Source organism: Pyrodictium occultum (genome assembly GCF_001462395.1).
Taxonomy (GTDB): domain Archaea; phylum Thermoproteota; class Thermoprotei_A; order Sulfolobales; family Pyrodictiaceae; genus Pyrodictium; species Pyrodictium occultum.
Map to the genome: position 1 here is coordinate 1,350,930 of NZ_LNTB01000001.1, position 23,199 is coordinate 1,374,128.

The following is a 23,199-nucleotide window of genomic DNA, read 5'->3' on the forward strand; positions in this document are numbered from 1 at the left end:
ATGGCGCGTGGAGAGGCCGTGCTCGACCCCAGGCTGGCCGGAGCGAGGCAGATGCTCTCCAGGGTCAGGGCCGTGGTCCCCGTTATGAGCGCTAAGGGCGGCGTCGGCAAGACCCTGGTGGCGGTGATCGCCGCGCTCCACGCCGCGAGGCGGGGTAGGAGGACCGGGCTCCTCGACCTGGACGTGACGAGCCCCTCCGCCCACATAGCCCTCGGCGTGGACCCGGGGAGCCTGCAGCCGGAGGAGAAGAACGGCGTAGTCCCCCCGCTCGTGGCGGGCGTCAGGTTCATGACAGTGGCCTACTATACCTGGGACAGGCCGACGCCGCTCCGCGGCCAGGCCGTCGACGACGCTATCAGGGAGGTGCTGGCAGTCACCAACTGGGGGGAGCTGGACCTGCTGATAGTCGACACGCCGCCGGGCCTCCGGGACGAGGCCCTGGACACGCTGGAGTACCTGCCGGACCCCAGGGTGGTGGCTGTCGCCACTCCCTCGAGGCTGGCCCGCGCCGGGGTGGAGAGGCTGCTAGCCCTGCTGGAGGAGCAGGGACAGCCCCGCTACCTCCTCGTCAACATGTACGCGGGGGGCGACGGGCTCGAGGACCTGGCCGAGAAGTACGGGGCCAGGTACCTGGGGAGGGTGAGGCTCGACCCCTCCGTCGAGGAGGCCCTCGGCGACCCCGAGAAGTTGCTCTCAACCGGCATGGCCAGGGACGTCGCGGAGGCGGTTGACAGGCTCCTCGAGGACCTCGGCATCTAGCCCACGCCGCGCCGCCGGCCCCGGGCTAGTCCCCGGGCATCGGGTTCTCGTAGAGGGGGCGCCCCATCCTAGTGGGAGGGGCTAGCCAGTCCACCACCGCTCTCGGGTCCCTGTACTCTACGATGAAGGTTATCGGGCCCATCGCCGCCTCCGCGTCCATGTCTACGAGGCTCAGCCTGCCCACATAGGCCGCCTGCTTGTTTATCTTAAACACCAGCACGCCCTGGTCGATGCCGTGGAGCATGTAGCTGCGGGCTGCGTCCAGGATCCTCTCGCGGCGGAGCAGCTCGTGGAGCCTCAGGAGGCTGCGGAGGCTATAGGCCTCCGCCACGACCAGCCGGTAGCCGCGGCCCAGGTCCTCAACCCACATCCTATCGGGCGTGAACACGTTGAGTATGGCCCGCTTGACCTTCTCGACATCCTCCGTGGGCCTGGCCTCCGCCTCCACCCTGACCCGTGTCTGCATGCCCTGGGCCACACCCCTGCCCGGCGACCCCGGGTGCGCATCCACCGGGGCCGCTCCTATCTAGGCTCCGGGGGCTTGAGGGCGTGGTCCTCGAGGAGCCCGGGGTTCCGGAGCTTAAACCTCTCCTCGGCCGCCACCAGGCCCCGCTCGTGGTAGCCCCGGGCCTCCCAGTAGCCGTCCACGTAGCTCTCGAGGACGTGTATCTCCCGCAGCCACTTGACGCTCTTCCAGCCGTAGAGCGTCGGGGCGAGCAGCCTCACCGGGGCGCCCCGCTCCAGGGGGAGGGGCCCCTCCTCGAGCCCCACGGCGAGGTAGGCGGCCTCGAGGGCCAGGGGGAGGGGGAGGACAGCGGAGTAGCCGCCCGCGCTGCGGGCCAGGAGCCACCCGTCCCCGGGGAGGGGGGCGCGGGCGGCGCGGAGGACCTCCCCCAGGGGGGCGGCGAGCCACTTCCGGGGCCCGACGCTCCAGCCGGTGACGCAGTGCAGGTACAGCAGCCTCCACCCTGCCCTCTCCTCGATCAGCTCCTGGCCCAGCCGGCGGCGCCCGCCGGGGGTGTGGACCAGTATCTCCCAGGCCCTGGGGGCCCTGGCGGGGAGGCCCTCGACCGCGTAGGTTACGAAGCGGGGTATCCTCCCCTGCCCCGCGGGCTCCCCGTCGGGCTCCAGGATGGGCCTGCGGAGCAGCACCGGGGGCCGAGGCGCCTCGCCCACCTCGACCGCTCCGCCGGCGAGGGCCTCCCGCGCCCCTGGCACCGCGTCCAGGGGCGCCACGAGGGCGGCGGCGAGCACGCCTCCACGGGCCTCCACGAGCCTCGCCTCCCCTCCCCCGCGGAGCCGGAGGATATGGACGGTGTACCTCCTCCTGGCCAGTGGCTCGGCCTCGTAGCTCTCAGGGCCCTCTGGCTCTAGGCGTAGGGATAGCTCCCTCGATAGGAGGCCCAGCAGGCCTTGGAGGGCCTTGAGGGCCTCGCCCCGGGAGTCCACGGTGCCCGCCGCGGCGCAGTCTGCCACGACCACCGGCCTGGCCTCGGCCAGCGTGTTTACGTAGACCCGGCAGCCCGTCACCTCTGCGGGCACGGAGGAGCCGCCCTCCTGCTCCACGGGGCCTTCTAGGCTTCAAGCCTTGCGACGTACACGGCAGGGTCCTCGGCGAGCGCCGGCAGCTCCTCCAGGAAGCCGCGGAGCCTCGACGCGGGCACCACCGGCACCCCCTCGGCCAGCCTGGGGGCGTGCTCCCTGAGCACCAGGAGGGCCGGGACTATCCTCCACCTGCCGGGCGGGAGGCCGAGCCTCCGCCAGTGGCGGATAAGCCTACCAAGCCTCTCCCGGTGCCTGGCCGCCGCCGCGCGGAGCCTAGAAGGGGTCGAGACCCTAGGACTCCAGTGTTTGCAGTCCACAGCCACCGCCAGCCCGGCGGCCGCGTCAAGGCCCAGCACGTCCAGCTCCAGACCCCCGGGGCCGTGGACCCGGAGGCCCTGGAGGGCCTCGAACCCGGCCTCCGCCAGAGCCCGCGCGGCGTATTCCTCGAACATCCTCCAGTCCAGGTGCCGGGCAACAGCGGTCTCGGAGACGCCCAGCTTGACGGCGGCGAGGGCCAGGGCCAGCGGGTCGTCCACGCAGGCCGCGTCCCCCTCCAGCCTGAGGCCGCCGGCGCCGGCGAGCCTCGCGGCAGCCGCCTCCACGAGCCCGGGACGGAGGAAGAGCCTGGCAGCCATCTCGCCGAGCGGGGTGCAGCCCCTCCCCCTCTCGAGCAGCAAAGCCGCGACCGCCGCCACCGGGAGCGCCGAGGCACCTCCCCGGTGGAGCCCCAGGGCCCAGGGGCGCTATAGGGACGCCCGCGCTGCGGGGCCGGGGGCTATGCCTGGCTATGCCTGGGAGGGGGCTTGCGGAGCCCCACGGGCAGGCTGCCTGGCCCCCGGGAGGCTGATGGAGAAGAGGGGTGGGGCTGGAAAAGCGGCTGGGCGTGGGGCTACCTCTTCTTCTGCGGCGGCACCGTGTAGACTCTCGGCCTCGTGGGGCCGAGGACGCCCCCGACCGAGCCCGGCCTGGCCTGCCCTGTCCTCACCAGCCTCGCAACAGGGTCGTTGGGGTCGTCGAGGTCGCCGAACATCCTGGCGCCGGTGGGGCAGGTCTCGACGCAGGCCGGCAGCTCTCCCCTGTCCACCCTGTGGGCGCAGAGGGTGCACTTGTCCACTGTCCTCGTGAATGGGTTCACGTGGCGGGCGCCGTAGGGGCAGGCAGCGATGCAGTAGCCGCATAGGATGCACTTCTCCGGGTTCACCAGCACTATGCCATCCTTCCTCTGGTAGCTGGCGCCGGTGGGGCAGGCGGCCACGCATGGGGCGTCGTCGCAGTGCTGGCACATGATATGGTATACTGTCATGTCGCCGTCTCGGTAGACGCGGTGGGTCCTCGTGCGGAGCCACAGCAGCTCGTGGATCAGCGTCTTAGCCTCCTCGGGGCTCTTAGCATTCTCCGCGAGCCCGAGCAGCTTGGCCACCGGCGGCGGGTTGTAGTAGATCGGGCTGTTGAGGTTCTCGGCCACGCATGCTGCTGTGCAGGCGTTGCAGCCTATGCACTTCTCCAGGTCTATGACCATTATACGCCTCGTCACGGCCAGCCACCTCTAGGCCTTCCTTATCTTGACCTTGAAGTCGGACATGAGGTGGCTCCCTGCCACGGGCTCCGTGATCAGCGGGGCCAGTTCTGCCAGCGGCGGCACCTCTGCGCTGTAGAAGCGTAGCCTCTTCCTCAGCTCCGGCTCGGCGCCGTAGTGCGGCGGTATGTAGGCCGCGTCCGGGTGGATCCAGTCGGTCACCCACACCCTTGCCTTGAAGCACTTGCCGCTCTCGCCGCACACCTCCACCACGTCCCCGGTTCTCACGCCGAGCGCCTGGGCCCTGGAGCTGTGGATCCACACGCTCTCATGCTCCGGCGGCGTGAGCTTGGCCGCGAGCAGCGGGTTGTCATAGGTAGACTCGTGGCTCATGGTGGGCACCTTGCCCGTTATCACCACGAACTCGTCCCCGCCCAGCTGCCCGCGCATCCACCTTGGGGGCACCCATGTGGGGAACGGGTGCCACTCAGGCTTCAGCGGGAAGCCGCGCTTCTTCATGAGCCCCAGTATCTTGAGCGGGAGTATCTCCACCTTGCCCGTCGGGCTGTTGAGCCAGCCGTTCTCCAGTATCTTCCTGTTCATCTCCAGGCCCCACTCCTCCGGCTTAATGACTACTATGCCCTCCCTCCTCAGCTTGGCCAGGTTCAGCCCCATGCACTTGGCCTGCGCCTCTATTATACCGGACATGAACTCGTCGTGGCGCCTCGTCTGCAGGTAGCGGCGGGCAGCCTCGATGAAGCCCTCGGCGCAGCTGGGCATGCCCAGGTGGCTGGCCAGGTGCTCGGCATACTTCTCAACGAGCTCCTCGTCTATCCTGGCAAGTATGTCCGCTATGATCTCCACAAGCCCCTTGCACTGCACGCCCCGCGGCGGGTCAGCGGCCTTGAATGCAGCGCGTACAGCCTTAGCGGGGGTGAACCAGGCCCCGTGTATGTTGTAGCTCCTCTCGATGTAGGCGCACTCGGGTATGAACACGTCGCTGTAGAGCACGGTATCGTCCAGATTGTAGCCTAGGTCTATCACGGCATCAACTGTGGGTAGTGTGGCTATCTTCTTGAACGCCGTGCCCATCATAGTCTTAGCGGGGTTGGCCCCTATGACCAGTATCACCCAGCCCTTGTCCCTGCTGAGCAGCTCGGGGAGCTTCTCGGTGTAGTTGAAGCCCAGCGGGAGGAGCGGCCCCTTGACCTTGGTGCCGTCGCTGAGGGTTATCTCGGTGGAGAGATCCGCCTTCTGGACGACCGAGGTCGGAGGCAGCATTGGGGGCCCTGCCCTAGAGAGCACGCTGCTTATCCCGGCTGCTGAGAGGACCACGCCGCCCGGCCGGAGCAGGTTGCCAGTGAGCGCCGCTAGCACTGCTGCCGCGCGGTACAGCTGGAACCCGTTCCAGTACTTGTTCGAGTTCCAGCCGGTCTCGATCGCCGCCGGCTTTGTCGTGGCGAACTCTCTTGCAATCCTCCTGATGGTCTCTGCCGGCACTCCGGTTATCCTCGAGGCCCACTCGGGGGTGTACTGCTTCACGTGGTCGCGGAGGGCCTCGAACACCGTGCGCACCGGCTTGCCCTCATACTCGCGGGCCCCGGGCGGGAGCTCGAGCGCCGGCATCAGCGCCTCGCTAGCCCACCTGAACTCCCTAGAGGCTAGGTCGTAGACCAGGAAGTCTACCAGCTCCACCTCCTTACCGGCTATGTTCTTCTTGATGCTCCTGGTCTTCACCGGGGCTAGGCCGTCACCCGCGATTATCATAGGCGCGTTGGTGTACTTGGCCAGGTACTCTCTGTCGTAGAGCCCCTCGCTCACTATCACGTTTATCATCGCCAGGAGGAACGCCAGGTCGGTGCCAGGCCTGATCTGGATCCACTCATCAGCCTTGGCGGCCCACTCGCTGAGCCTGGGGTCGAGGACCACGAGCTTGAAGCTGCGGATGTTCTCGCCGGCCCTCCTCGTCTGGTATGATACCGCCACGGCGCCGCCGAGGTTGCGGCCGAAGCTGAGGAAGTACCTGGTCCTCGGGTAGTCCGGCAGGATCTCGGTGTGCTTGCCTGCTAGGCCGGTTACGCCCCAGGCAGCGCCCTTAGGCATTATGCAGGTCGAGAGCGGCATGCTTATGATGTTGGGGCTCCCCAGGACCGCGGCGAGGCTTGCCGAGTGCGGGTGATAGGTAGCACAGCCTATCTGGCCTATGATTACTATGAGCTTGTCCCCCCTCCCCTCCCTGTAGAGCTTGCCAAGTATCTCCGCGGCCCTGGCCACAGCCTCCTCGTAGTCCGCCTCCCTGAAGCTCCAGGTGCCGCGGGCGCCGCCCGTCCTCAGCAGGGGCCTCCTGGGCCTATCGGGGCTGAGGGCGCGGAAGACGCCGGCGTTGCCCCGGGCGCAGATTGCCGTCGAGTTCAGCACGTCGGCGTAGGGGTTGCCTATTATCCTCTCAGGCCTGCCGTCCCTAACGCGGACCATCACGCTGCACGCCGCGGTGCACATCCTGCAGACGTTGGGCACAAGCTCGGCATCCCCGCTGCCCGCCTCGAGCATGAGGCCCGGGCCTGAGCCGCGCCTCCCCACGCCCAGCTTGAGCGCTTCAGCCGCTGCCAATGCTACGCCGGTGGCGCCCGCGGCCTTGAGGAACTCACGCCTAGAGAGCTTCGACACGTAGGCCACCCCTCTACCGCTTAGCTTCTACTCCGCCTGCGCTACGGAAGAAAAGCAGTCTAGGCTTCTCACCAGGCTCGAGAGCGAGAAGAGGCTCGCCAATCATGAACACCCCAAGGCCTATGAGGAGCGCCGCAGCCACAGCCGCCGCGTCGGCCCCCGAGATGCTGTAGTGCTCGCCCCCGTAGAGGACGTTGTAGGGGTTCACCGGGGTGAATGTCTGGGCCTCTATCCTGGCCTCCTCGCCGTGTATTATGAAGCCGTACTTCCCGGCCACCACCCCAGCTATGAGGAGCAGGGAGCCCAGCACCAGGGCCCAGTAGCTCCTCCTCGCATAGGCCGCAGCCAGGACTATCAGCGCCGCTACCAGCAGGCCCGCCTCCACCCATATGCTGGAGCCTGCCAGGCTGAAGTAGGCCTCAACACCGGGGTAGTAGCCCGCCTGGAGCCCCCTCCAGTACTCGAGGATCAGCTCGAGCAGCGCTCCGGCGAAGGCTATCCCGGCCAGCGGCCTGACGGCCTTCGCCGTGTCGGAGCCGGAGCCGTGGAGCTTAGCGCCTAGAGGGACCAGCAAGGCCGCAGCCGCGGCACCCCCTGCCACGCCGGCCACTAGGAAGCTGAGGGCAGGGTAGAGCCCCTGCCACGCCGGGACCCCGACAGCGAAGCCGAAGACGCTGCCAAGGTTGAGCTCGAGCAGCGCCGCTGTGAGGAGAGCCGCGCCCACCGCCACGCCGTTGGAGCAGACCCTGCTCTCCCTTATGCAGCCCACCAGCACTGTGAGCAGCGGTATCAGGAGGAGTATGTAGAACACCGGCATCCAGGCGACCCTGCTGGTCGGGTGCCAGCCCTCCACCAGCCAGACGGCGTGGTCCGGGCGGCCGAGGTCGAGGAACACTGTTATCCAGGCAGCTATCAGCAGGCCGAGCGCCGCCCAGTATGCGTGGCTCATCCACTTCTCGTCCAGCCTACCGGCGAGCCTCGCAAGGGAGACCGCCATCACTATCCCCGCTGCCAGGCCGGCGTAGGTGGTGTAGGCCACCATCATCACAGTGAACGGGTAGGGGCTGCGCTCCACTACGCAGCTCGGGCAGTAGCGCTGGAGGCCGGGCACAAGCGCGGCGAGGCCTACAAGCAGCACCACTATGCCTATCGCGAGTGCTATCCTGCTATCCATACACAATAGCACCTCAATGTATTCCACGCCTTGGCCGTGACATTTCAACGCTTGATTGCTCTATTTATTTCTATCTCAATAAATTGCATAATAACGCATTAATATAATATCATGATAAAATACTATAACGTGAATCATTAGAGTATAATGATATATATGATGGAAATGCTGGGGGCCTGGTTGCCGGGCTGCAGCCCGGGGGCTGTGGAGCCCCGATGCTACGGTGTGAGCGTGCCGTCCGCCGCGAGGCGGGCCATCTCCTCTACCAGCCTGTCCACCTGGCCCCAGGGCCTCAGCCCTCTCCGCCACCCCTCGGCCATGCTCTGGAGTACGCCTAGGAGCGGGGCTAGGCTGCTGCAGCCCTGGGGGAGCGGGGGCTCGAGGCCCTCGGCTATCCAGGCGGTGGCGGCTCTGAGCACATCCCCGGCCAGTGTGAGCCGGGTGCAGGGGGCCTCGCGGGGGAGGCTGTGGAGCCAGTAGCTCCTCAGCGCCCCTAGGTCGCCGGCTAGCCCCCTCTCGGCCATCCAGAGGTGGACCTCCAGGTCCTTGACTACCGTTGCGGCGGCGTGGGCCACGAGGACGCCGCTGTGGGCGGGGAGCCCGCGGGGGAGGCGGACAATGTAGTAGCCCGGGCCCTGGTGTAGGATGCTGTGCACGGCCTCGTGGGCTAGCAGGGAGAGGCCGCCAGGCAGGCTGGCCAGCTCGCCCGGCACCGCATGTATCCTGGGTATGCCGGTCCAGGCCTCGTAGGCCACGGGGTAGGCCGCCGAGACCCCCGCGCCGGCCCGCAGAGCCTCGCCTTCAAGGGCCTCCGCCAGGGCCAGGATGCTCGGGTAGAGGTGCAGCTCCACGTAGTCGGGCTTCTCCCCCGGGCGGGCCCTCCGGTAGACCTCCCCGAGCTTGGAGAGCATGCCGCCCAGGGGGGAGAGGGGCGTGGGCCCGTGCTCCAGGACAGCCACGGTCACGCCGGCTACATGCTTCACCCTGGCCAAGGCCGCCGGGGCCCCGCGGGGTGCTACCTCCTCGCTCTTAGCCTGGAGAGCAGCCTCCTAAGCGTCTCCGGCCCGGTTACAGCAGTCTCGGACTCCAGCAGCCTGGCCAGCGCTAGGAGGGCTGCGGCGGCCTCGGCGAGCTGGGCGAGGGTCGCCAGGGCTGCCGGCCTCAGCCCGAGGATCGGGGAGAGCCCGGTGTAGATGGAGGCAGCGTATGGGGCCAGGGCGAAGAGGCTTGAGGAGGGCAGCCCCGCCAGGGTCGCGAGGAACGGGATCAGGGCGGGGAACGCGACCAGCGCGGCCGCCGACTGGGCGCCGCGCACCGTTGAGGCGAAGAGGCCCACCAGCATCGCCAGAGCCGTGGCCAGCAGGGACTCGGAGGCGAGGGAGAGGGTGTAGAGCCCGAGGCTCGCCGGCGTATAGTAGCTCGGCAGGCTGAGCCGGAGCCCCAGGGAGGAGAAGAGGATGAAGAGCCCCGCGAACGCCGAGCCCGCTGCGAGGAGGGCCACCACGAGCGCGGCAACGGCCTTGGAGAGGGCTATGCTCCTCCTGGGCACCGGGAGGGAGAGGAGCACGTCAAGCATGCGCTCCTCCCTCTCAGCCCCTATGAGCGCCGCGCCCAGCGAGGCGGCGGGGAAGAGTATGAAGAGCGAGGCGTAGCCCATGGTGACGCCCGTGTAGTAGACGCTGCTCAGCTCCTCGAAGCCCCAGAGCCGGCCGTTAAGCAGCACGTAGGCCCTGCTCGACACGTTGCCCCCGGGAGACATGGCGCGGGCCAGGACGCTGGTGAGGGAGCCGGGGAGGGCGAGGGTGCGGGCGAGCCTGGCGAGGTCCCCTCCAACGTATATCTCTAGGCGGAGCCGCCCGCCCGTAGCGTTGACCGCCACCGCCACGTCATAGCCCTCCTCTAGCACCTCTACCGGGCTGCACTTGTCCACCACGTCCACGCTCACGTTGGCCGAGCGGAGGGAGGCCGCCAGAAGCCTGAGGACGAGGCCCCCACCGTGGCAGGAGAGGAGGGCCAGGCGGACCCCTCGGAGCCTGGCCGCCTCCTCAGCCTGGCGGGCGGCACCGCTGTAGAAGGGGGCGCTGAGCGCGTAGACAAGCACAGGCATAACTATCATCATTACTACCATCGGCTCCCTTATAAGCGTTTTAAGCTCCTTTGCTATGAGGCTTCTCAAGCCGCGCCACGCTCCGCCACAGCGCTCATGTAGGCCTCCTCCAGGTTGCGGGCACCGTACCTGGCTATAAGCTCCCTCGGGGAGCCCATATCGATCACCCTCCCATTCTTCATGAAGGCGACCCGGTCGCAGAGGTACTCGACCTCGAAGAGGTTATGGCTGCTCATCAGCACCGTCACGCCGTGGGACCTAGCGTACCCCGCTATGACCCTGCGAAGCTCGTAGCCGGCCTCCATGTCGAGGCCGGAGGTGGGCTCGTCGAGTATAGCCAGCCTAGGCTTCACCGCCAGCGCCCAGGCCACCTGGAGGCGGCGCTTCATACCCTTGCTGTACTCCTGCATCCTCCTCCCCAGCTGCCGGCGGCTGAGCCCGGTGAGCCTCACCGCCTCCTCCAGCGCCTCCTCCACCTCCCTCATCGAGGCGCCACGGGCGGAGAGGAAGGCCCCCACAACGAAGGAGAGGTACTCGAGCCCCGTGAGCCGGCGATAGCCCCCAACCTCCTCGGGGACATAGGCTAGCCTTCTACGGGCCTCCCCGGGCTCCCTTACCGCATCCACCCCGTCGAGGACCACCCTGCCCCTGGTGGGCTTGAGCAGCGTGGCCACTATGCGGAGGAGCGTCGTCTTCCCCGAGCCGTTGGGCCCGACGAGGCCGAAGACCTCGCCCTCCTCGAGGCTGAAGCTCACGCCGCGGAGGGCCTCCACCCCGCCGGGGTAGATCTTGACGAGCCCCTGGACCTCCAGCAGCGGCATGCCTCCATGCCCGCCCCTGGTGGAGCGCCCAGTCCGGGGGCGGGGCTGGAGTTTAAGAAGAGGTACCCCAGGCGCGTCCATCGCTGCCTGGGCCCACGGTAAGCCGGCACGGCGACACGGAACTGTGGGCATAGATTAGGTAAAATAGCAGGTTTATATCTTAGCTCTGTACCTCTTCTTTACGCTCCGCGCGCGTAGCGCCGCGACTGCAGGCTGGTAGCCATGGAGCCCCGCGGGGATGCCTGGGAGCGCGAGCTTGTGGAGAGGCAGAAGGAGGTGGTTGAGGAGAGCCTCCGGGACCCGGAGGGCTTCTGGGCCCGGGTGGCCCGCGAACTCTACTGGGCCCGGCGCTGGGACACCACGCTCGACGACACTGATCCCCCGTTCTACCGCTGGTTCGTGGGAGGCGTCACCAACATAACCTACAACATTCTGGAGCGGAGCATCGAGAAGGGCTTGGGCAACAAGGCCGCGTTGATCTGGAGGAGCGGGGAGGGCGAGGAGAGGATAATCCGCTACAGCGACCTCCTGAGGGAGGTGAACCGCTACGCCTCCCTGCTCCGGGACATGGGTGTCCGGCGGGGCGACCGCGTGGTACTATACATGCCCATGGTGCCCGAGGCGATGTATACTATGCTCGCCGTGGCCAGGCTCGGGGCCGCCCACGTGGTCGTCTTCAGCGGGTTCGGGAGCAGGGCCCTTGCCGAGAGGATACGCGACTCCGGCGCCCGGGTTGTGGTGACCGCGGACGGGATGAGGAGGAGGGGGAGGCTCATACCCCTGAAGCCCGTGGTCGACGAGGCGGTGGCCGAGGCCGGCGGGGTGGTGGAGAAGGTCCTCGTCCACCGCGTGGCCGGCAACGAGGTCGAGATGAGGCCTGGCCGCGACTTCTGGGTCCACGAGGAGCTTGAGAAGTACCCCCGGAGGGTGGGCTTCAAGCCCGTAATGGTGAGGTCCGAGGAGCCGCTCTTCATACTATACACCAGCGGCACCACGGGTAAGCCCAAGGGGATGCTACACCTCCACGGCCAGTACATGGTCTGGACCTACGCTCATACCCGGTGGCTCTTCGGCTTCCTGGACAACGACGTGTTCTTCGTCCCAGTGGACATAGGCTGGATAAACGGCCACAGCTACGCCACCTACGGGCCGCTCCTCAACGGCTCCACCGTGGTCTGGTACAGCGACGCCCCCGACCACCCGGGGCCCGGCGCCTGGTGGGACATAGTGGATTCCTACAGCGTCAACATGGCCTGGGTGGCGCCGACCGCTGTCAGGCTGCTCATCCGCTACGGGGAGAAGGTGCCCCGTAGCTATAGCCTCGAGACCCTCCGGCTCATAGTCAGCGCGGGGGAGATCCTCGGCCTCGAGCCCTGGCACTGGCTGGTCAACCACGTCTGCAGGAGCCGCCAGGGCTGCCACGTGGTGGAGACCTGGGGCCAGACGGAGAACAGCGGCTTCATCACCGCGCCGGGCGGCTACGGGCTTGTAGGGGGCATAGCCTACCGCAGGGGGAGCGTCGGGCTCCCCTACCCCGGGATAGACCTCCGCGTCCTACGCGACGACGGCAGCGAGGCGGCGCCGGGGGAGAAGGGCTACATAGCTATCAAGGCGCCGGTGCCCCCGGCCTTCGCCTACGGTGTATGGAGCGACAGGGAGAGGTATGTGAGGACCTACTGGAGCAGGTTCCCCGGCTACTACTACACCGGCGACTACGGCTACGTAGACAGCGACGGCTACGTCTACATCCTCGGCAGGGCCGACGACGTGCTGAAGGTGGCTGGCCACCGGCTAGGCCCCGCAGAGGTCGAGAACACCGTGCTCGAGCACCCCGCCGTGGCGGAGGCCGCCGTGGTGGGCGTGCCGGACGAGCTTAGGGGCACGGTCCTCGCCGTCTTCGTGGTCCCGAAGATGGATGTGGAGGTCGATCGGGCCAGGCTGGCGGGGGAGGTCAGGGAGATGATAAGGAGGAGGTACGGCCCCGTCGCCGTGGTCAAGGGGGTCTACGTGGTGGACAAGCTGCCGAAGACCAGGACCGGCAAGATCCTGCGCCGCGTGCTCCGCGCGGTGCTCACCGGCGCCCCGCTGGGCGACCTCAGCACTCTCGAGGACGAGGCAGGGGTGGAGGAGGTGAGGCGCGCGGTCGAGGAGTTCCGCAGAGCCATGGAGAGCGCGGCCAGGGGCTAAGGCTGGATGGAGGGGGTGGCCTAGGGGTGCCGAGCCCCAAGCTCGTGGACCTGGACTACGCCGCGGAGCTGGTGGAGCCCGGCTCCAGCGTCACGGTGAGCGGTATAACGTTCGTGAGGAACCCCTCCGCCCTTGTGGCCGCGCTGGTGGAGCGCGGCGCCAGGGACCTCTGCTTCATAGACCGGGAGCCCGGGTTCGCGCTGGACGTTATGGCTGCGGCCGGCCTGCTCCGCTGCGTGAGGGCCGCTATGGCCAGCTTCGAGCTCTACGGGCTGGCCCCGACGGTGAGGAGGCTGGCCGAGAGGGGGGAGGTGGAGTACATCGAGGACACCTGCGGCGCGGTGATAGCCGGGCTCCGGGCGGGGGCCCAGGGCGTCCCCTTCATGCCCGCCCGGGGGATACTGGGAAGCCAGCTGCTCGAGCTGCATGAGAAGCGCTGGGGGACGTGGAGGAGGATAAGGGACCCCTGGACCGGCGAGGAGCTGGTGGCTGTACGGGCGATAGAGCCGGACTACGCGCTGGTCCACGTCCACGTCAGCGACCCCTACGGGAACGCTGTGATAGAGGGCCCGAGGTTCGAGGACGAGCTGAAGATACGCGCCGCCCGCCACGTGATAATCTCGGCCGAGAGGATCGTGGAGCCGGAGGAGCTGAGAGGCTTCAGGCACACGCTCTCAGCTACAAGCCTCCACGTGGACGCGGTGGTCCACGCGCCCAGGGGCGCCTGGCCGACAGCGATGCCGGGGCTCTACCGGGCAGACTACGAGGCGATACGCGGCTACGTCGAGGCGGCGAGGCAGGGCAGGGCCATGGAGTGGGTGAAGGCCAACCTTTCCAGGATGAGGGGGTGAGGGGTAGACGGCCGTGGCCAGCAGGCCCACAGACCACATGATAAAATGCATGGCCAGGCTGATAGAGGACGGGGACGTGGTGTACCACGGGCTCACCAGCCCCCTCCCCGTCCTAGCCATGGCTCTGGCCCGCCGCGTCTACGGCGTAGACTTCACATGGGCCAGCGTCGTGGAGCACCTAGAGCCAAGGGTGGAGGCGGTCAGGCTGGCCCCCAGCACCGGGGACCCCTACACCGAGCCGGAGCCCCTGGGGGTGCTCACAACCATAGACGCCTTCGACCTCGCCGCCAAGGGGAGGCTCACGACAATGTTCTTCGGCGCCGCCCAGGTCGACGAGGAGGGGAACACAAACCTCACAGCCATAGGCGGCTACGACAAGCCCAGGGTGAAGCTGCCCGGAGGCGCCGCCACGGCCTACCTCTTCCCCCTAGTGCCGAAGCTCATCATATGGGCGAGGCACGAGCCCAGGGTGCTGGTGCCCCGCGTCGACTTCGTCACCGGGCCGGGGAGGGTCAGGATAGAGAAGGGGTTCCGCCACCTGCTCTGCACGAACAAGGCCCTGATAGAGTACACGAGGGAGGGGCCGGTGCTCCGCATGCTCCTCCCAGGCGTGACGGTTGAGGAGGTGCTCTCCAACTCATCGATGAGGATAAGGGTGCCCCGCGGAGGCGTGGAGACCCTGGACCCCCTGACGCCCGAGGAGGAGAAGGTGATAAGGGAGCACGACCCCGAGGGGCTCCGCTACCTCCAGCGCATGGGCTAGCGGCTGGGCGGCTCCAGGAGGGGGCGGCCGCAGACCTCGCTGATATCGATGGAGCCGTCCGCCAGGCCGCGGCGGAGCCTCTCCACGAGCAGGAGCGGGCGCAGCAGCCGGGCGTAGGCTAGGAGCGGCGTGGCCGCGAGGAGGAGGGCGAGGATGGCGAGGGCCACGAGGGCCAGGCCGGGCAGCGGGAGGAGGGTTACAGCGGCGAGCACCAGCAGGGCAGCGAGGGTGGAGGACGCCAGAACGCCCAGCAGCCTGCCCCGGAGCCGGCGGTGGAGCCGCTCCAGCTTAGCCAGCGCGGCGCCACGGTCGCAGGGCAGGACCAGCACCTGGAGGCCCTAAGGATAAGGGCTCCTCCCAGGCTATCTCTCTTCCGCCCCTCCACCCAGCCCCAGGGCCCTGGGCGGGGGCGGGGTTGCAACCTAACGCCTTCCTGAAGCCTGTCCCCGCCCCTCCGGAGGTTTAGCGGAAATTTAGCCTCCCCTCTCCCCGGAGCCGCCTCTCGGGCTGGATGGGGAGTGTGCCCGGCTTCGCCGAGCCCTCCCCCGGGGGCTGCGTGGAGGGGGAGCGAATGCCGACCCCCTCTCCTCCCGGCCCGGGGGTTCTCTAGCGCTTCTCCCCCCTGCCCTCCAGCAGCTTTAGGAGGCGCTGGTGCTCGCCGCTCTTCATGCCCCAGTACATGCCCTCGCCCGGGAATGCTCCGCTCCTCACCTCGCGGGCGTAGGCCTCGACCGCGCCGCGTATCACCGAGGCCACGTCGGCGTAGCGCTTGGCGAAGGGCGGCGGGCTGGGGGTTAGGCCGAGCATGTCGTGGATGACCAGCACCTGGCCGTCGCAGTGGGGGCCGCTGCCTATGCATATCGTGGGCACGCTTATCCTCCTTGTTATCTCCCTCGCCACCTCCCAGGCGGTGAACTCCACCACTACCGCGAAGGCCCCCGCCTCGGCGGCCTCCTCGGCGTCGCGTATGACCTCTAGGGCCTCCTCCGCCGTCTTCCCCACCAGCCTGTAGCCGCCTAGCAGCTTGTGCTTCTGGGGCGTGAGCCCCACGTGCGCCATCACCGGTATCCCGGCGCGGCGCATAGCCTTTATCACGTCCGTGTACTCGCTCCCGCCCTCTATCTTCACCGCGTCTGCTCCCGCCGAGAGGAGGCGGCCGGCGTTCCTAACCGCCTCGGCCACCGAGGCCTCGTAGCTCATGAACGGCATGTCTCCGACCACTAGTGCCCGTGGCTGGGCCCGGGCAACCGCCTCGGTGTGGCGCACCATGTCCTCCATGGTGACCTGGAGGGTTGAGGGGAGCCCCAGGACTACCATGCCGAGCGAGTCGCCCACCAGGATCATGTCGACCCCCGCCTCGTCCACCAGCCGGGCTGTCGGCGTGTCGTAGGCTGTGACCATTACCAGCTTCTCCCCCCTCTGCTTAGCCCTAATCACGTGGCGCACGGTGACCTTCTCCCGGCCAGCCATGGCTCGAGCAGCCTCACAGCGTGGTGGACCGCCCGGTTCGCAGGGGCGGGCACCCCGTGGCTCTCGCCGAGCCTCCATACAGCGCCGTTGATATAGTCTATCTCGGTCCGCCTCCCCGCGGCCACGTCCTCCAGCATCGAGGAGCAGTTGTCCCCAGTCGCCTCCGCCACCCGGAGCGCAGCCTCCACGGGGTCGCTGGCCGGCTCGACCCCCGCGGCCCTGGCCACCCTCCCAACCTCCCGGGCGAGGGCCTCGGCCAGGCCGCGGGCCCAGGGGTTCTCCACCACCACCCTGTTCCTATCCCAGGCCAGCACCGTTACAGGGTTCACGGCCGCGTTCACCGCCAGCTTCTCCCACCTGTAGGGCTCCACGTCGCCCACGTACTCGGCCTCGAGCCCGCCGCTGGAGAGGAGCTCCGCCAGCCTCCTGGCCAGGGGGCTGCAGGCGCCCCCCGCCCTGGCCCGGCAGCCGACCGCAACCCTGCGGCTGGAGCCGGCGAGCCTCGCGCCGCAGCCCCCGGGGAGCCTGGTGGCGCCGTAGTAGGCTAGCGCCGCGGCGGCCCTCCCCGGGCCGTAGGCCTGCTCGAGCAGCTCGAGGCTGCCGAGCCCGTTCTGCATCGAGACCGCCAGCTCGGGGGACCAGCCCGCCCTTAGGGATGCCTCAACCGCCCCATCCAGGTCGTAGGCCTTGGTCGCGTAGACCACCACCCTGGGCCGGAGCCGGCGGGCCCCCTGCCAGCCGCAGACGGGGAGACGGGCCGCCCCCAGGCCGCGGGCCTCCAGGGCCTCCTCCCTGCAGCCCCCGGGCCTCCTGGACACCGCGGCCACGCGGGCCCCGGCCCTGGCGAGCGCGACCGCGGCCACGCTCCCGACGGCGCCGCAGCCGCCCACCACGGCCACCAGGGGCTCCAAGGCTCAGCCACCGGCGAGCCTACGGGCCTGCTCCACTATCCTCCCTACCCCCCTCCTCCTATCCTCGCGCAGCCTCCTCCTCTCCAGGTACTCTCTCATCCTCTCCCCGCTCAGCAGGGGGCGGCGGGGGAGGGGCCTGGGCCTCCCCTCCTCGTCTACAGCCACCATGGTCGCGTAGAGGAGGGCCACCGTCCTCTCCGTCTCCTCGAGCTGGGGGTTCTTGGCCGCGACTCGTACCGCTACCTCGAGGCTGCTCCTCCCCGCCCCGGTTATCCCGGACTCCAGCTTCACCAGGTCCCCCACCCTCGCGGGGGAGGCGAACACGGCTGCGTCGAAGCCCGCCGTCACCATCGGGGCGCCGGTGAACTCTATGGCGGGCACGGCCGCCATCTGGTCTATATAGTAGAAGAGCCTTGATGCGTCGAGCACGCCGGGGAGGGTGAACGTGTCCTCGGGGGAGACGAAGAAGTAGCTCGTCCTCCTGTACACCGCGTCGAGGGGGGCGCTGCTGGAGGCTATCTCCCTCCTCCTCTCCACGAGGGGCCTCCGGGCCTCGAGCCAGTAGCGGTGCGTCTCCGCCAGCTCCTCCGCCTCGAGGCTGCAGGGCCCCGCCTCGACCCCGTGGGGCCTGGGCCTCCCCTCCCCGTCGACAGCCACGTGGGTCTGGAGGCTGACGCTCACCGGCCGGGCCCCGCCGCCCCCTATCGGGTGGGCCTCCGCGTAGACCAGCACGTCGAGCGTGTGGGTCGTGGAGCCTATCACCCACGCGTAGACGTGGAGGTTCTCCCCGAGCCTCCCAGGGCTGAGCATGAAGAGGTAGTCCATCGCGCCGAGCACCGTGTAGCCCCTGGAGGCCCTCATAGCAGCCATGCCGCCGGCCTCGAGCATCCAGCCGGCGAGCCTGCCCCCGTGGAGCGTGCCGTAGCGGTTAGTGTGCCTGGGGTATATGGGGCGGAGCACGGTGACAAGGCTCTCCTCGGTACAGAGCCTCCGGGCCACGGCCCTGCTGGCCTCCAGGCCCCGGGGGGGGGGGGCCAGGGGCCGCGGGCTATTAGTGCCAGGCCTCCGCGCCCGGCTCCCCGGGGCAGGGCTCCAGGGTCAGGGGGCCGGGGGCGGGCCGGTGGAGCCTCGCAGCCAGCCCGTGGCCCGCCGCTAGGCTCTCGATGGCCCTCCAGGCCTCCCGCTCGCGGCCAGGCCTCGGCACGGCCACCGCCACCTTCTTCTTAGCGTACCAACCCAGGAGGAGCCCCCTCTCCCTCAGCGCGTCCAGCTCCTCCGCCAGCCAGCCGGGGGCGAAGCCCGCCTCGATGCTGAAGCCGCGGGCCTCCTCCAGGAAGCGCTCGAGCCCGGGGCTCCTGGCCAGCCTGGCCAGCCTTGGCGCGGCGAGCACATGGAGCCTCTCCCCGAGCCCCCGGTGCATCTCATCCGTGGTCATCCTGCCCAGCTCCAGGCTGTAGACACTCGCCACCGGCACCGGGTAGCTGGCCAGCCTGGCGAGCCCGGGGGCTCCGGGGGCGAGCCTGACCTCCAGGCCGCGGCCGAGGAACATGGCGGCCACGTCCCCCAGCCCGGTGCCGGCGGCCACCTCGGCCTCGTGTGCGAGCGCCGCCGCCTCCTCCAGGCTCATGCCCCTCACAGCCGCCTCCCCAGCAGCCACCGCCAGGGCCAGGGCAGCCGAGCCCGCGTAGCCCACGGCGAGGGGGACGGGGATCTCTACCAGGACGCGGGCCCGGGGGCCGCCGAGGAGCCTGTAGAGCTCCCTCAGAACGCTGGGCTGCTCCTCGAGCCTCGCGCCAGCCGCCACCACTAGGGCGCCGCAGCCCCCGCCGCTGCAGCTGGCGACCCGCGCCACCGCCCCGGGCTCCAGGAGGAGGCCCGCGCCCAGGCTTCCCGTCTCCCTCCGGGAGGGCCGCCAGACCGGGAGCCAGAGCCCGGTTACATGGAGCGGGACCCGGACACGGTAGAGGCAGCCGCTGCCCGCCACTGGTCCTCCCCGCAGCCCCTGGGGGCCACCGCCTGGCGCCATCTAATTCAAACCCGGGGGGCCGGGGAACAGCGGCGGGTGGCGCTGCAGGCCTTGACCCGCGGCCTGGAGCCCTGGCTCTGGGGCGCCCGCCACCCCAGCGCCGGGATCATAGGGGAGCTGGGCGGCGACCTCGAGGGCCGCTGCATCGCCCTCGGGGTCACGGGGAGCGCGGCTGTATACAGGAGCATCGACCTCGCGAGGCTGCTTATGCGCTACGGCGCCGTGGTCCGCGTAGCCATGACGAGGGCGGCCGCCGAGCTGGTCTCCCCAAGCCTCTTCGAGTGGGCCACCGGGCTCCCCGCGGTCACGGAGATAACCGGGGCGATAGAGCACGTGGCGCTCGCCCGTCTCTGCGACGCCGTGCTGGTGGCGCCGGCGAGCCTGGACACGCTCTCCGAGATAGCCAGCCTCCGCGCCTCGACCCCCGTCTCAGCCCTGGCCCAGGAGGCGGCGGGGCTGGGGAAGCCCGTGCTCCTCGTCCCCGCGATGCACATGGGCATGTGGAGGAGGGCCGGGAGGCTGGTCGAGGAGCTGGAGAGGCAGGGCTTCCACGTGCTCCACCCCCTGGTTGAGGGGGAGCAGGCGAAGTACCCTCCGGTGGAGCTCACCGCCTGGTGGGCCGAGGCCGTGGTGACCAGGGGCAGGGACCTCCAGGGCGTCCACGTCCTCGTCACCGCCGGGCCCACCCGGGAGCACCTGGACCCGGTGAGGGTTGTCACCAACCCCTCCACCGGGAAGATGGGCGTCTCCCTGGCGCTGGAGGCGGCGTGGCGGGGCGCGAGGGTGAGGCTCGTCCACGGCCCGCTCTGCGCCGGGCTCCCCCGAGGCTGGACAGGCTACCTTGATGAGGCCGTGAGGGTTGAGACCAGCGAGGAGATGATGGCCACGGTGCTCAGGGCTGTGAGGAGGGTTGACGCCGCCCTCTACGCCGCCGCGGTAGCGGACTACCGGCCCGCCAGGAGCAGCGGGGAGAAGATACCGAGCACTGGGGGCAGGCTGAGCGTGGAGCTGGAGCCGACCCCGAAGATAGTGGAGGAGGCGGTGGCCGAGGCCCCTAGGGCAGTGCACGTGGGCTTCGCCGCGGAGACCGCGAGGGATGATAGGGAGCTGGAGGAGAAGGCCAGGGAGAAGCTGGAGCGCTACAAGCTCGACGCCGTGGCGGCCAATAACGTGCTCGAGCCCGGCGCCGGCTTCGGCTACGACACCAACCGGCTGCTCGTGGTGACCTGGAGGGGCGAGAGGATAGAGATCCCCAGGATGCACAAGAGGCTGGCCGCCCGCCGGCTCCTCGACACCGTCGGCAGGCTGCTGCGGGAGGGGCATAGGCCGCGCTAGGGTTTATCACGAGGAGCCCCCACTCTCTGCGGCCATGGAGGCCGCGCCGGCGACGCCGGGGCCCGCTCCCCGGGCCTGGGGTGAGCCGGCGGGTCCCACCCCGAGGCCTCCACCCCCTGCAGCGGCCTCGCGCCTCTCCTGGACACCCACGTGTATCACCAGGTCGCAGCCCCTGGCCTCCATCTCCTGGCGGAGCTCGTCGGCAAGTATATCGGCCACGTCCAGCGGCATCCCCCTCTCGGGGACCACTATCAGGTCGCCGCTGCACCGCGCCTCGTCGAGCATACGGAGCCTAAGCCGGAGAGGCTCCAGGCCGCGGAGCCGGGCCTCCCTCTCGACGAGCTCGTACAGCCTTCTAGGCGCGGCCGTGTCGGAGAATACGCGGAGCAGCCTCCGGTGGGTCTCGACCGCCTCGTAGAGGAGGTAGGCGAGCACCAGGGCTCCACCGGCGAGGTCGTAGAGGTAGCCGAGGCTCGAGCCGAGCCAGCTGCTGGCGGCGGTAACAACGCTCTCAACCAGCTCGCTGGCCGTGAACCCGGCGTAGACGCGGAGCACCGGGTCAAGCCCCCGGGCGGCGAGCACAGCGGCGGCGTAGAAGCCCCCGCCCACCAGGGCGGCTAGGCTGCTCTCCCCACCCACCCGGTAGCCCCCCGTGCTCGCGGCCAGCACAGCGGCGGAGAAGCCGGCGGCGAACATGTAGGCCGAGAGGCTCGCCAGCGCGCCCCCGTAGCGGAGCCGGTGGTGTCCATAGGGGTGGTCCTCGTCTGGAGGAGCGCTGGCGATGCTCAGGTACCAGACCACCGCCGCCAGGGAGACGAGGCTGGCTACACAGGTTAGGGCATCAACTAGGAGAGCCCTGCTACCGTAGGCCAGCGAGCCGTAGATCTTGACAGCCGCGCCGGCGAGGCTGAGCAGCACCACCGCCGGGAGACCCCTGGCCCGCACAGCCCCTTCCCCCAGGAGCTCCGTCGCCCAGGCGGGGCTCGACGGGAGGCTCTGATAAGGCCCTCGGGCATCCCCTCCTCCCCCCTCCCCGCCGCCTCCAGTCCCTCTCCACGTAACCACCTTCCTCCAGGACCCTACGGCGCTGAGGGCAGGCCCGTAGGAGAGGCAGGAGTGGATAAGGTGTGGGCTAGGCCATGGAGCTGGTGGAGGAGAGCATGGGGACGTCTGGGAGGCCAGTGGAAAGAAGGATTAGGGTGGGGTGCGCTGCCTGGGAGAGTGCCGAGAGGCAGGCCGCCTTAGGGCTTGGCTGCAAGCAGCCATTTGAGCAGCAGCGCCACTCCTACCGCGGCTGCTATGCCGCCCGCCGCGTAGGCTGCTGCGCGGCCGTGGCCACCGCCGGGGCTGGGGCTAGCCGTGGCCGCTGGCGTGCTGGAGGCTGCCGGGAGGGTTGTCGACGCCGGGGTTCCTGTGGCTGCCGCCGTTGTGGTTGCGCCCGCTGTCGTCGTTGTCCCTGTAGTGGACCCTGTAGTGGGCGTGGCTGTTGTGGCCGCTGTGGTAGATGTAGTGGTGGTGATTGTAGCTGTTGTCGAGGTTGTAGTCGTGGCCGGCGCGGTTGTAGTAGTGGTTGTGGTGGCTGGCGGCGTGGCCGTCGTGGAAGGCTGGCCCTGGCTGCTCTCACCCCCTATCACAACCACCACGCTGCCCAGCTCCGGGAGCGGGGCGTGGCTGGGATGGATGCTGACCTCGCTGCCCGCAGGGATGAGCCTCGCCTCCTCCGGCACTATGCCTGGGGCCACGCTGCCCGCCTGCTCTATGGCCGGCTGCGCCGCAGTGTAGGCTGCTGAGACCGCGGTGAGGGCGTTGGACGCGTCTCGGGCGGGACTGCCCGTGGTGTTGGCGGTGTGGAGCCTGTAGCCCGTGTAGTCGAGCACCAGGTCGGCCCTATCCATGTGGAGCGCCAGCCTGGCCTCTACGGCCGCCTCGCCGGGGGCCCTGACGAGCCCCGGCGGGGTGGCTGAGACCAGCTCGTGGAGCGCCGTTAGCCAGCCTAGCGGGAGGGGCGCTATCTGGACCGGGAGCTGGGCCCCGATCCCGGCGCCGGGGGCCCCGGGGTAGGGGGCCGCCGCTCTCGCCGCTAGCACTGCCACTAGGTGCTCCAGGGCCGGCGCCGCCCTGGCGGCGATGCTACTCGCGTTCTCCAGGTCCCCCATGTGGGTGTCAATGTAGCTGAGCGATGCCCTCAACGAGGCGCCTCTCGATTCCTCGCTGGCGTTGAGGCTGAAGGAGCCGTTGACGCTTATGTCGGAGCCCAGCATATCCCTTATCGCTGCCACGTCGCCCGCGCTGAGCCCCATGCCTGCGGCCGACTCCAGCATCGCGTCGGCGTCTATGGCTAGCGCCAGGTGGAGGAGTACCCTGCCGTCGCTCTGCTCGCTGGCGCTAAGCTCTCTCACCCTTAGGTAGCTTATCCCCTGGACCGCCAGCAGCATGTTCAGCTGGCTCGCCGGGGGCAGCTGGCCTGGGTCCACGCTGCCACTGGGCAGAAGCAGCCTGGCATCCACCAGGATCTCGGAGGCGTTGGAGAGCGTTACCCTCAGCTCCTCCAGGCCCAGCCTGGTCTCGCTGCCGCCGCTCACCGCCACCAGGCCGCCGCTGGCCACAGCCTCCCCGCTGCCGTTGCTGTAGCTGTAGCTGCCGTTCAGCCTGAAAACCGCGCTGCCATTCTCCACCGGCTTGGAGAAGGCCAGCTGGGCTGTAGCGTTGAGCACATGGCGCTCGAGCGAGCCGTTATAGTACGTAGTGTAGCTGGCGTTAACCGTTCCCTCGGCGCCCGTCCCCTTGACGGGGTAGAAGCTGGCCTCGAGATGGTAGACCGGCCTTATCGAGCCATCCGGGTAGACGAGTATGGCTAGCGTCGAGTTGTGGACCTCCACGCGGAGCCCGGCCGCCTGCTGGGCCCCCGCCGGGGCCATGGGCGCGGGGACGAGGAGGATCAGGGAGAGGAGCGCCACGGCTGCGAGGCGCGCCGCCCTGGCATGGTACGGGGTATGCCTAGCTATGTCTTCCACTCAGTCCTCACATCCACAGCTACCACCGCAGCAGCCCTCCTGTGATATAGTGT

At 69.1% G+C, this 23,199-nt stretch carries 21 protein-coding genes; 5 read left to right on the forward strand and 16 right to left on the reverse strand.

The features are described from left to right. Positions 1–759: a P-loop NTPase gene (locus tag CF15_RS07100; protein ID WP_058371164.1), complete on the forward strand. Its 759-nt coding sequence runs from the start codon at positions 1–3 to the stop codon at positions 757–759. 25 nt (positions 760–784) lie between these two features. Here the strand turns inward: CF15_RS07100 and CF15_RS07105 are convergent, their stop codons facing one another. The 9 genes from CF15_RS07105 to CF15_RS07145 form a co-directional block, all read right to left on the reverse strand. Further along, positions 785–1,225: an RNA-binding domain-containing protein gene (locus tag CF15_RS07105; protein WP_058371165.1), complete on the reverse strand. Its 441-nt coding sequence runs from the start codon at positions 1,223–1,225 to the stop codon at positions 785–787. A 56-nt stretch (positions 1,226–1,281) separates the two neighbouring features. After that, positions 1,282–2,301: a molybdopterin-dependent oxidoreductase gene (locus CF15_RS07110; protein ID WP_168371330.1), complete on the reverse strand. Its 1,020-nt coding sequence runs from the start codon at positions 2,299–2,301 to the stop codon at positions 1,282–1,284. Positions 2,302–2,333: 32 nt separating this feature from the next. Continuing rightward, a complete protein-coding gene (locus CF15_RS07115) occupies positions 2,334–2,999 on the reverse strand; it encodes a restriction endonuclease (protein ID WP_168371331.1) in 666 nt (221 codons plus the stop codon). A 194-nt stretch (positions 3,000–3,193) separates the two neighbouring features. After that, positions 3,194–3,838 (reverse strand): 4Fe-4S dicluster domain-containing protein, encoded by a 645-nt coding sequence (locus tag CF15_RS07120; RefSeq protein WP_058371168.1) that lies wholly within the window; start codon positions 3,836–3,838, stop codon positions 3,194–3,196. A gap of 12 nt (positions 3,839–3,850) precedes the next feature. Continuing rightward, positions 3,851–6,487, reverse strand: coding sequence for a molybdopterin-containing oxidoreductase family protein (locus CF15_RS07125; protein ID WP_058371169.1), 2,637 nt, complete (start codon positions 6,485–6,487; stop codon positions 3,851–3,853). 13 nt (positions 6,488–6,500) lie between these two features. Further along, positions 6,501–7,661 (reverse strand): NrfD/PsrC family molybdoenzyme membrane anchor subunit, encoded by a 1,161-nt coding sequence (locus CF15_RS07130; protein WP_058371170.1) that lies wholly within the window; start codon positions 7,659–7,661, stop codon positions 6,501–6,503. Positions 7,662–7,879: 218 nt separating this feature from the next. Beyond that, entirely contained in the window at positions 7,880–8,653 is a 774-nt protein-coding gene (locus CF15_RS07135) for a hypothetical protein (RefSeq protein ID WP_058371171.1), read from the reverse strand. A gap of 23 nt (positions 8,654–8,676) precedes the next feature. Next, positions 8,677–9,837: an ABC transporter permease subunit gene (locus tag CF15_RS07140; protein WP_058371172.1), complete on the reverse strand. Its 1,161-nt coding sequence runs from the start codon at positions 9,835–9,837 to the stop codon at positions 8,677–8,679. Further along, positions 9,834–10,589, reverse strand: coding sequence for an ABC transporter ATP-binding protein (locus CF15_RS07145; RefSeq protein WP_058371173.1), 756 nt, complete (start codon positions 10,587–10,589; stop codon positions 9,834–9,836). Before CF15_RS07145 ends, CF15_RS07140 begins: the two co-directional genes overlap by 4 nt. Before the next feature lie 222 nt (positions 10,590–10,811). Here CF15_RS07145 and CF15_RS07150 point away from each other — a divergent pair, with 222 nt between their 5' ends. From CF15_RS07150 to CF15_RS07160, 3 genes are read left to right on the forward strand one after another with little or no spacing between them, the layout of a single operon-like run. After that, positions 10,812–12,776: an acetate--CoA ligase gene (locus tag CF15_RS07150; RefSeq protein WP_058371174.1), complete on the forward strand. Its 1,965-nt coding sequence runs from the start codon at positions 10,812–10,814 to the stop codon at positions 12,774–12,776. Between the two features lie 26 nt (positions 12,777–12,802). Further along, positions 12,803–13,627, forward strand: a complete 825-nt coding sequence (locus CF15_RS07155; RefSeq protein WP_070807841.1) for a CoA transferase subunit A — start codon at positions 12,803–12,805, stop codon at positions 13,625–13,627. 13 nt (positions 13,628–13,640) lie between these two features. After that, positions 13,641–14,390: a CoA-transferase subunit beta gene (locus CF15_RS07160; protein WP_201783095.1), complete on the forward strand. Its 750-nt coding sequence runs from the start codon at positions 13,641–13,643 to the stop codon at positions 14,388–14,390. Here the strand turns inward: CF15_RS07160 and CF15_RS07165 are convergent. The 5 genes from CF15_RS07165 to CF15_RS07185 form a co-directional block, all read right to left on the reverse strand. Continuing rightward, the gene (locus CF15_RS07165) at positions 14,387–14,719 is read right to left on the reverse strand and encodes a hypothetical protein (RefSeq protein ID WP_058371176.1); all 333 of its coding nucleotides are present in this window, start codon (positions 14,717–14,719) and stop codon (positions 14,387–14,389) included. The two genes, CF15_RS07160 and CF15_RS07165, sit on opposite strands and share 4 nt — an antisense overlap. Before the next feature lie 277 nt (positions 14,720–14,996). Further along, the gene (gene panB / locus CF15_RS07170) at positions 14,997–15,860 is read right to left on the reverse strand and encodes a 3-methyl-2-oxobutanoate hydroxymethyltransferase (RefSeq protein ID WP_058371177.1); all 864 of its coding nucleotides are present in this window, start codon (positions 15,858–15,860) and stop codon (positions 14,997–14,999) included. Continuing rightward, positions 15,824–16,771, reverse strand: a complete 948-nt coding sequence (locus tag CF15_RS07175; protein ID WP_058371178.1) for a ketopantoate reductase family protein — start codon at positions 16,769–16,771, stop codon at positions 15,824–15,826. Before CF15_RS07175 ends, panB begins: the two co-directional genes overlap by 37 nt. Before the next feature lie 3 nt (positions 16,772–16,774). After that, entirely contained in the window at positions 16,775–17,770 is a 996-nt protein-coding gene (locus CF15_RS07180; RefSeq protein ID WP_058371179.1) for an acyl-CoA thioesterase, read from the reverse strand. A 52-nt stretch (positions 17,771–17,822) separates the two neighbouring features. After that, complete coding sequence (locus tag CF15_RS07185) at positions 17,823–18,797, reverse strand: GHMP family kinase ATP-binding protein (RefSeq protein WP_083494559.1); 975 nt, start codon at positions 18,795–18,797, stop codon at positions 17,823–17,825. Between the two features lie 36 nt (positions 18,798–18,833). On the opposite strand from CF15_RS07185, the gene coaBC reads away from it, so the two are divergent. Then, the gene (gene coaBC, locus CF15_RS07190; protein ID WP_168371332.1) at positions 18,834–20,132 is read left to right on the forward strand and encodes a bifunctional phosphopantothenoylcysteine decarboxylase/phosphopantothenate--cysteine ligase CoaBC; all 1,299 of its coding nucleotides are present in this window, start codon (positions 18,834–18,836) and stop codon (positions 20,130–20,132) included. Between the two features lie 6 nt (positions 20,133–20,138). Here coaBC and CF15_RS07195 read toward each other — a convergent pair whose 3' ends face one another. Further along, a complete protein-coding gene (locus CF15_RS07195) occupies positions 20,139–21,077 on the reverse strand; it encodes a cation efflux transmembrane domain-containing protein (protein WP_058371182.1) in 939 nt (312 codons plus the stop codon). Between the two features lie 296 nt (positions 21,078–21,373). Further along, positions 21,374–23,146 (reverse strand): hypothetical protein, encoded by a 1,773-nt coding sequence (locus CF15_RS07200; protein WP_058371183.1) that lies wholly within the window; start codon positions 23,144–23,146, stop codon positions 21,374–21,376. Positions 23,147–23,199 lie beyond the last annotated feature (53 nt).

Coding starts and splice junctions, on each gene's coding strand:
- CF15_RS07145 (WP_058371173.1), bottom strand. CDS start 10,589: ATGCCGCTGCTGGAGGTCCAGGGGCTCGTCAAGATCTACCCCGGCGGG.
- panB (WP_058371177.1), bottom strand. CDS start 15,860: ATGGCTGGCCGGGAGAAGGTCACCGTGCGCCACGTGATTAGGGCTAAG.
- CF15_RS07130 (WP_058371170.1), bottom strand. CDS start 7,661: ATGGATAGCAGGATAGCACTCGCGATAGGCATAGTGGTGCTGCTTGTA.
- CF15_RS07185 (WP_083494559.1), bottom strand. CDS start 18,797: ATGGCGCCAGGCGGTGGCCCCCAGGGGCTGCGGGGAGGACCAGTGGCG.
- CF15_RS07150 (WP_058371174.1), top strand. CDS start 10,812: ATGGAGCCCCGCGGGGATGCCTGGGAGCGCGAGCTTGTGGAGAGGCAG.
- CF15_RS07100 (WP_058371164.1), top strand. CDS start 1: ATGGCGCGTGGAGAGGCCGTGCTCGACCCCAGGCTGGCCGGAGCGAGG.
- CF15_RS07105 (WP_058371165.1), bottom strand. CDS start 1,225: ATGCAGACACGGGTCAGGGTGGAGGCGGAGGCCAGGCCCACGGAGGAT.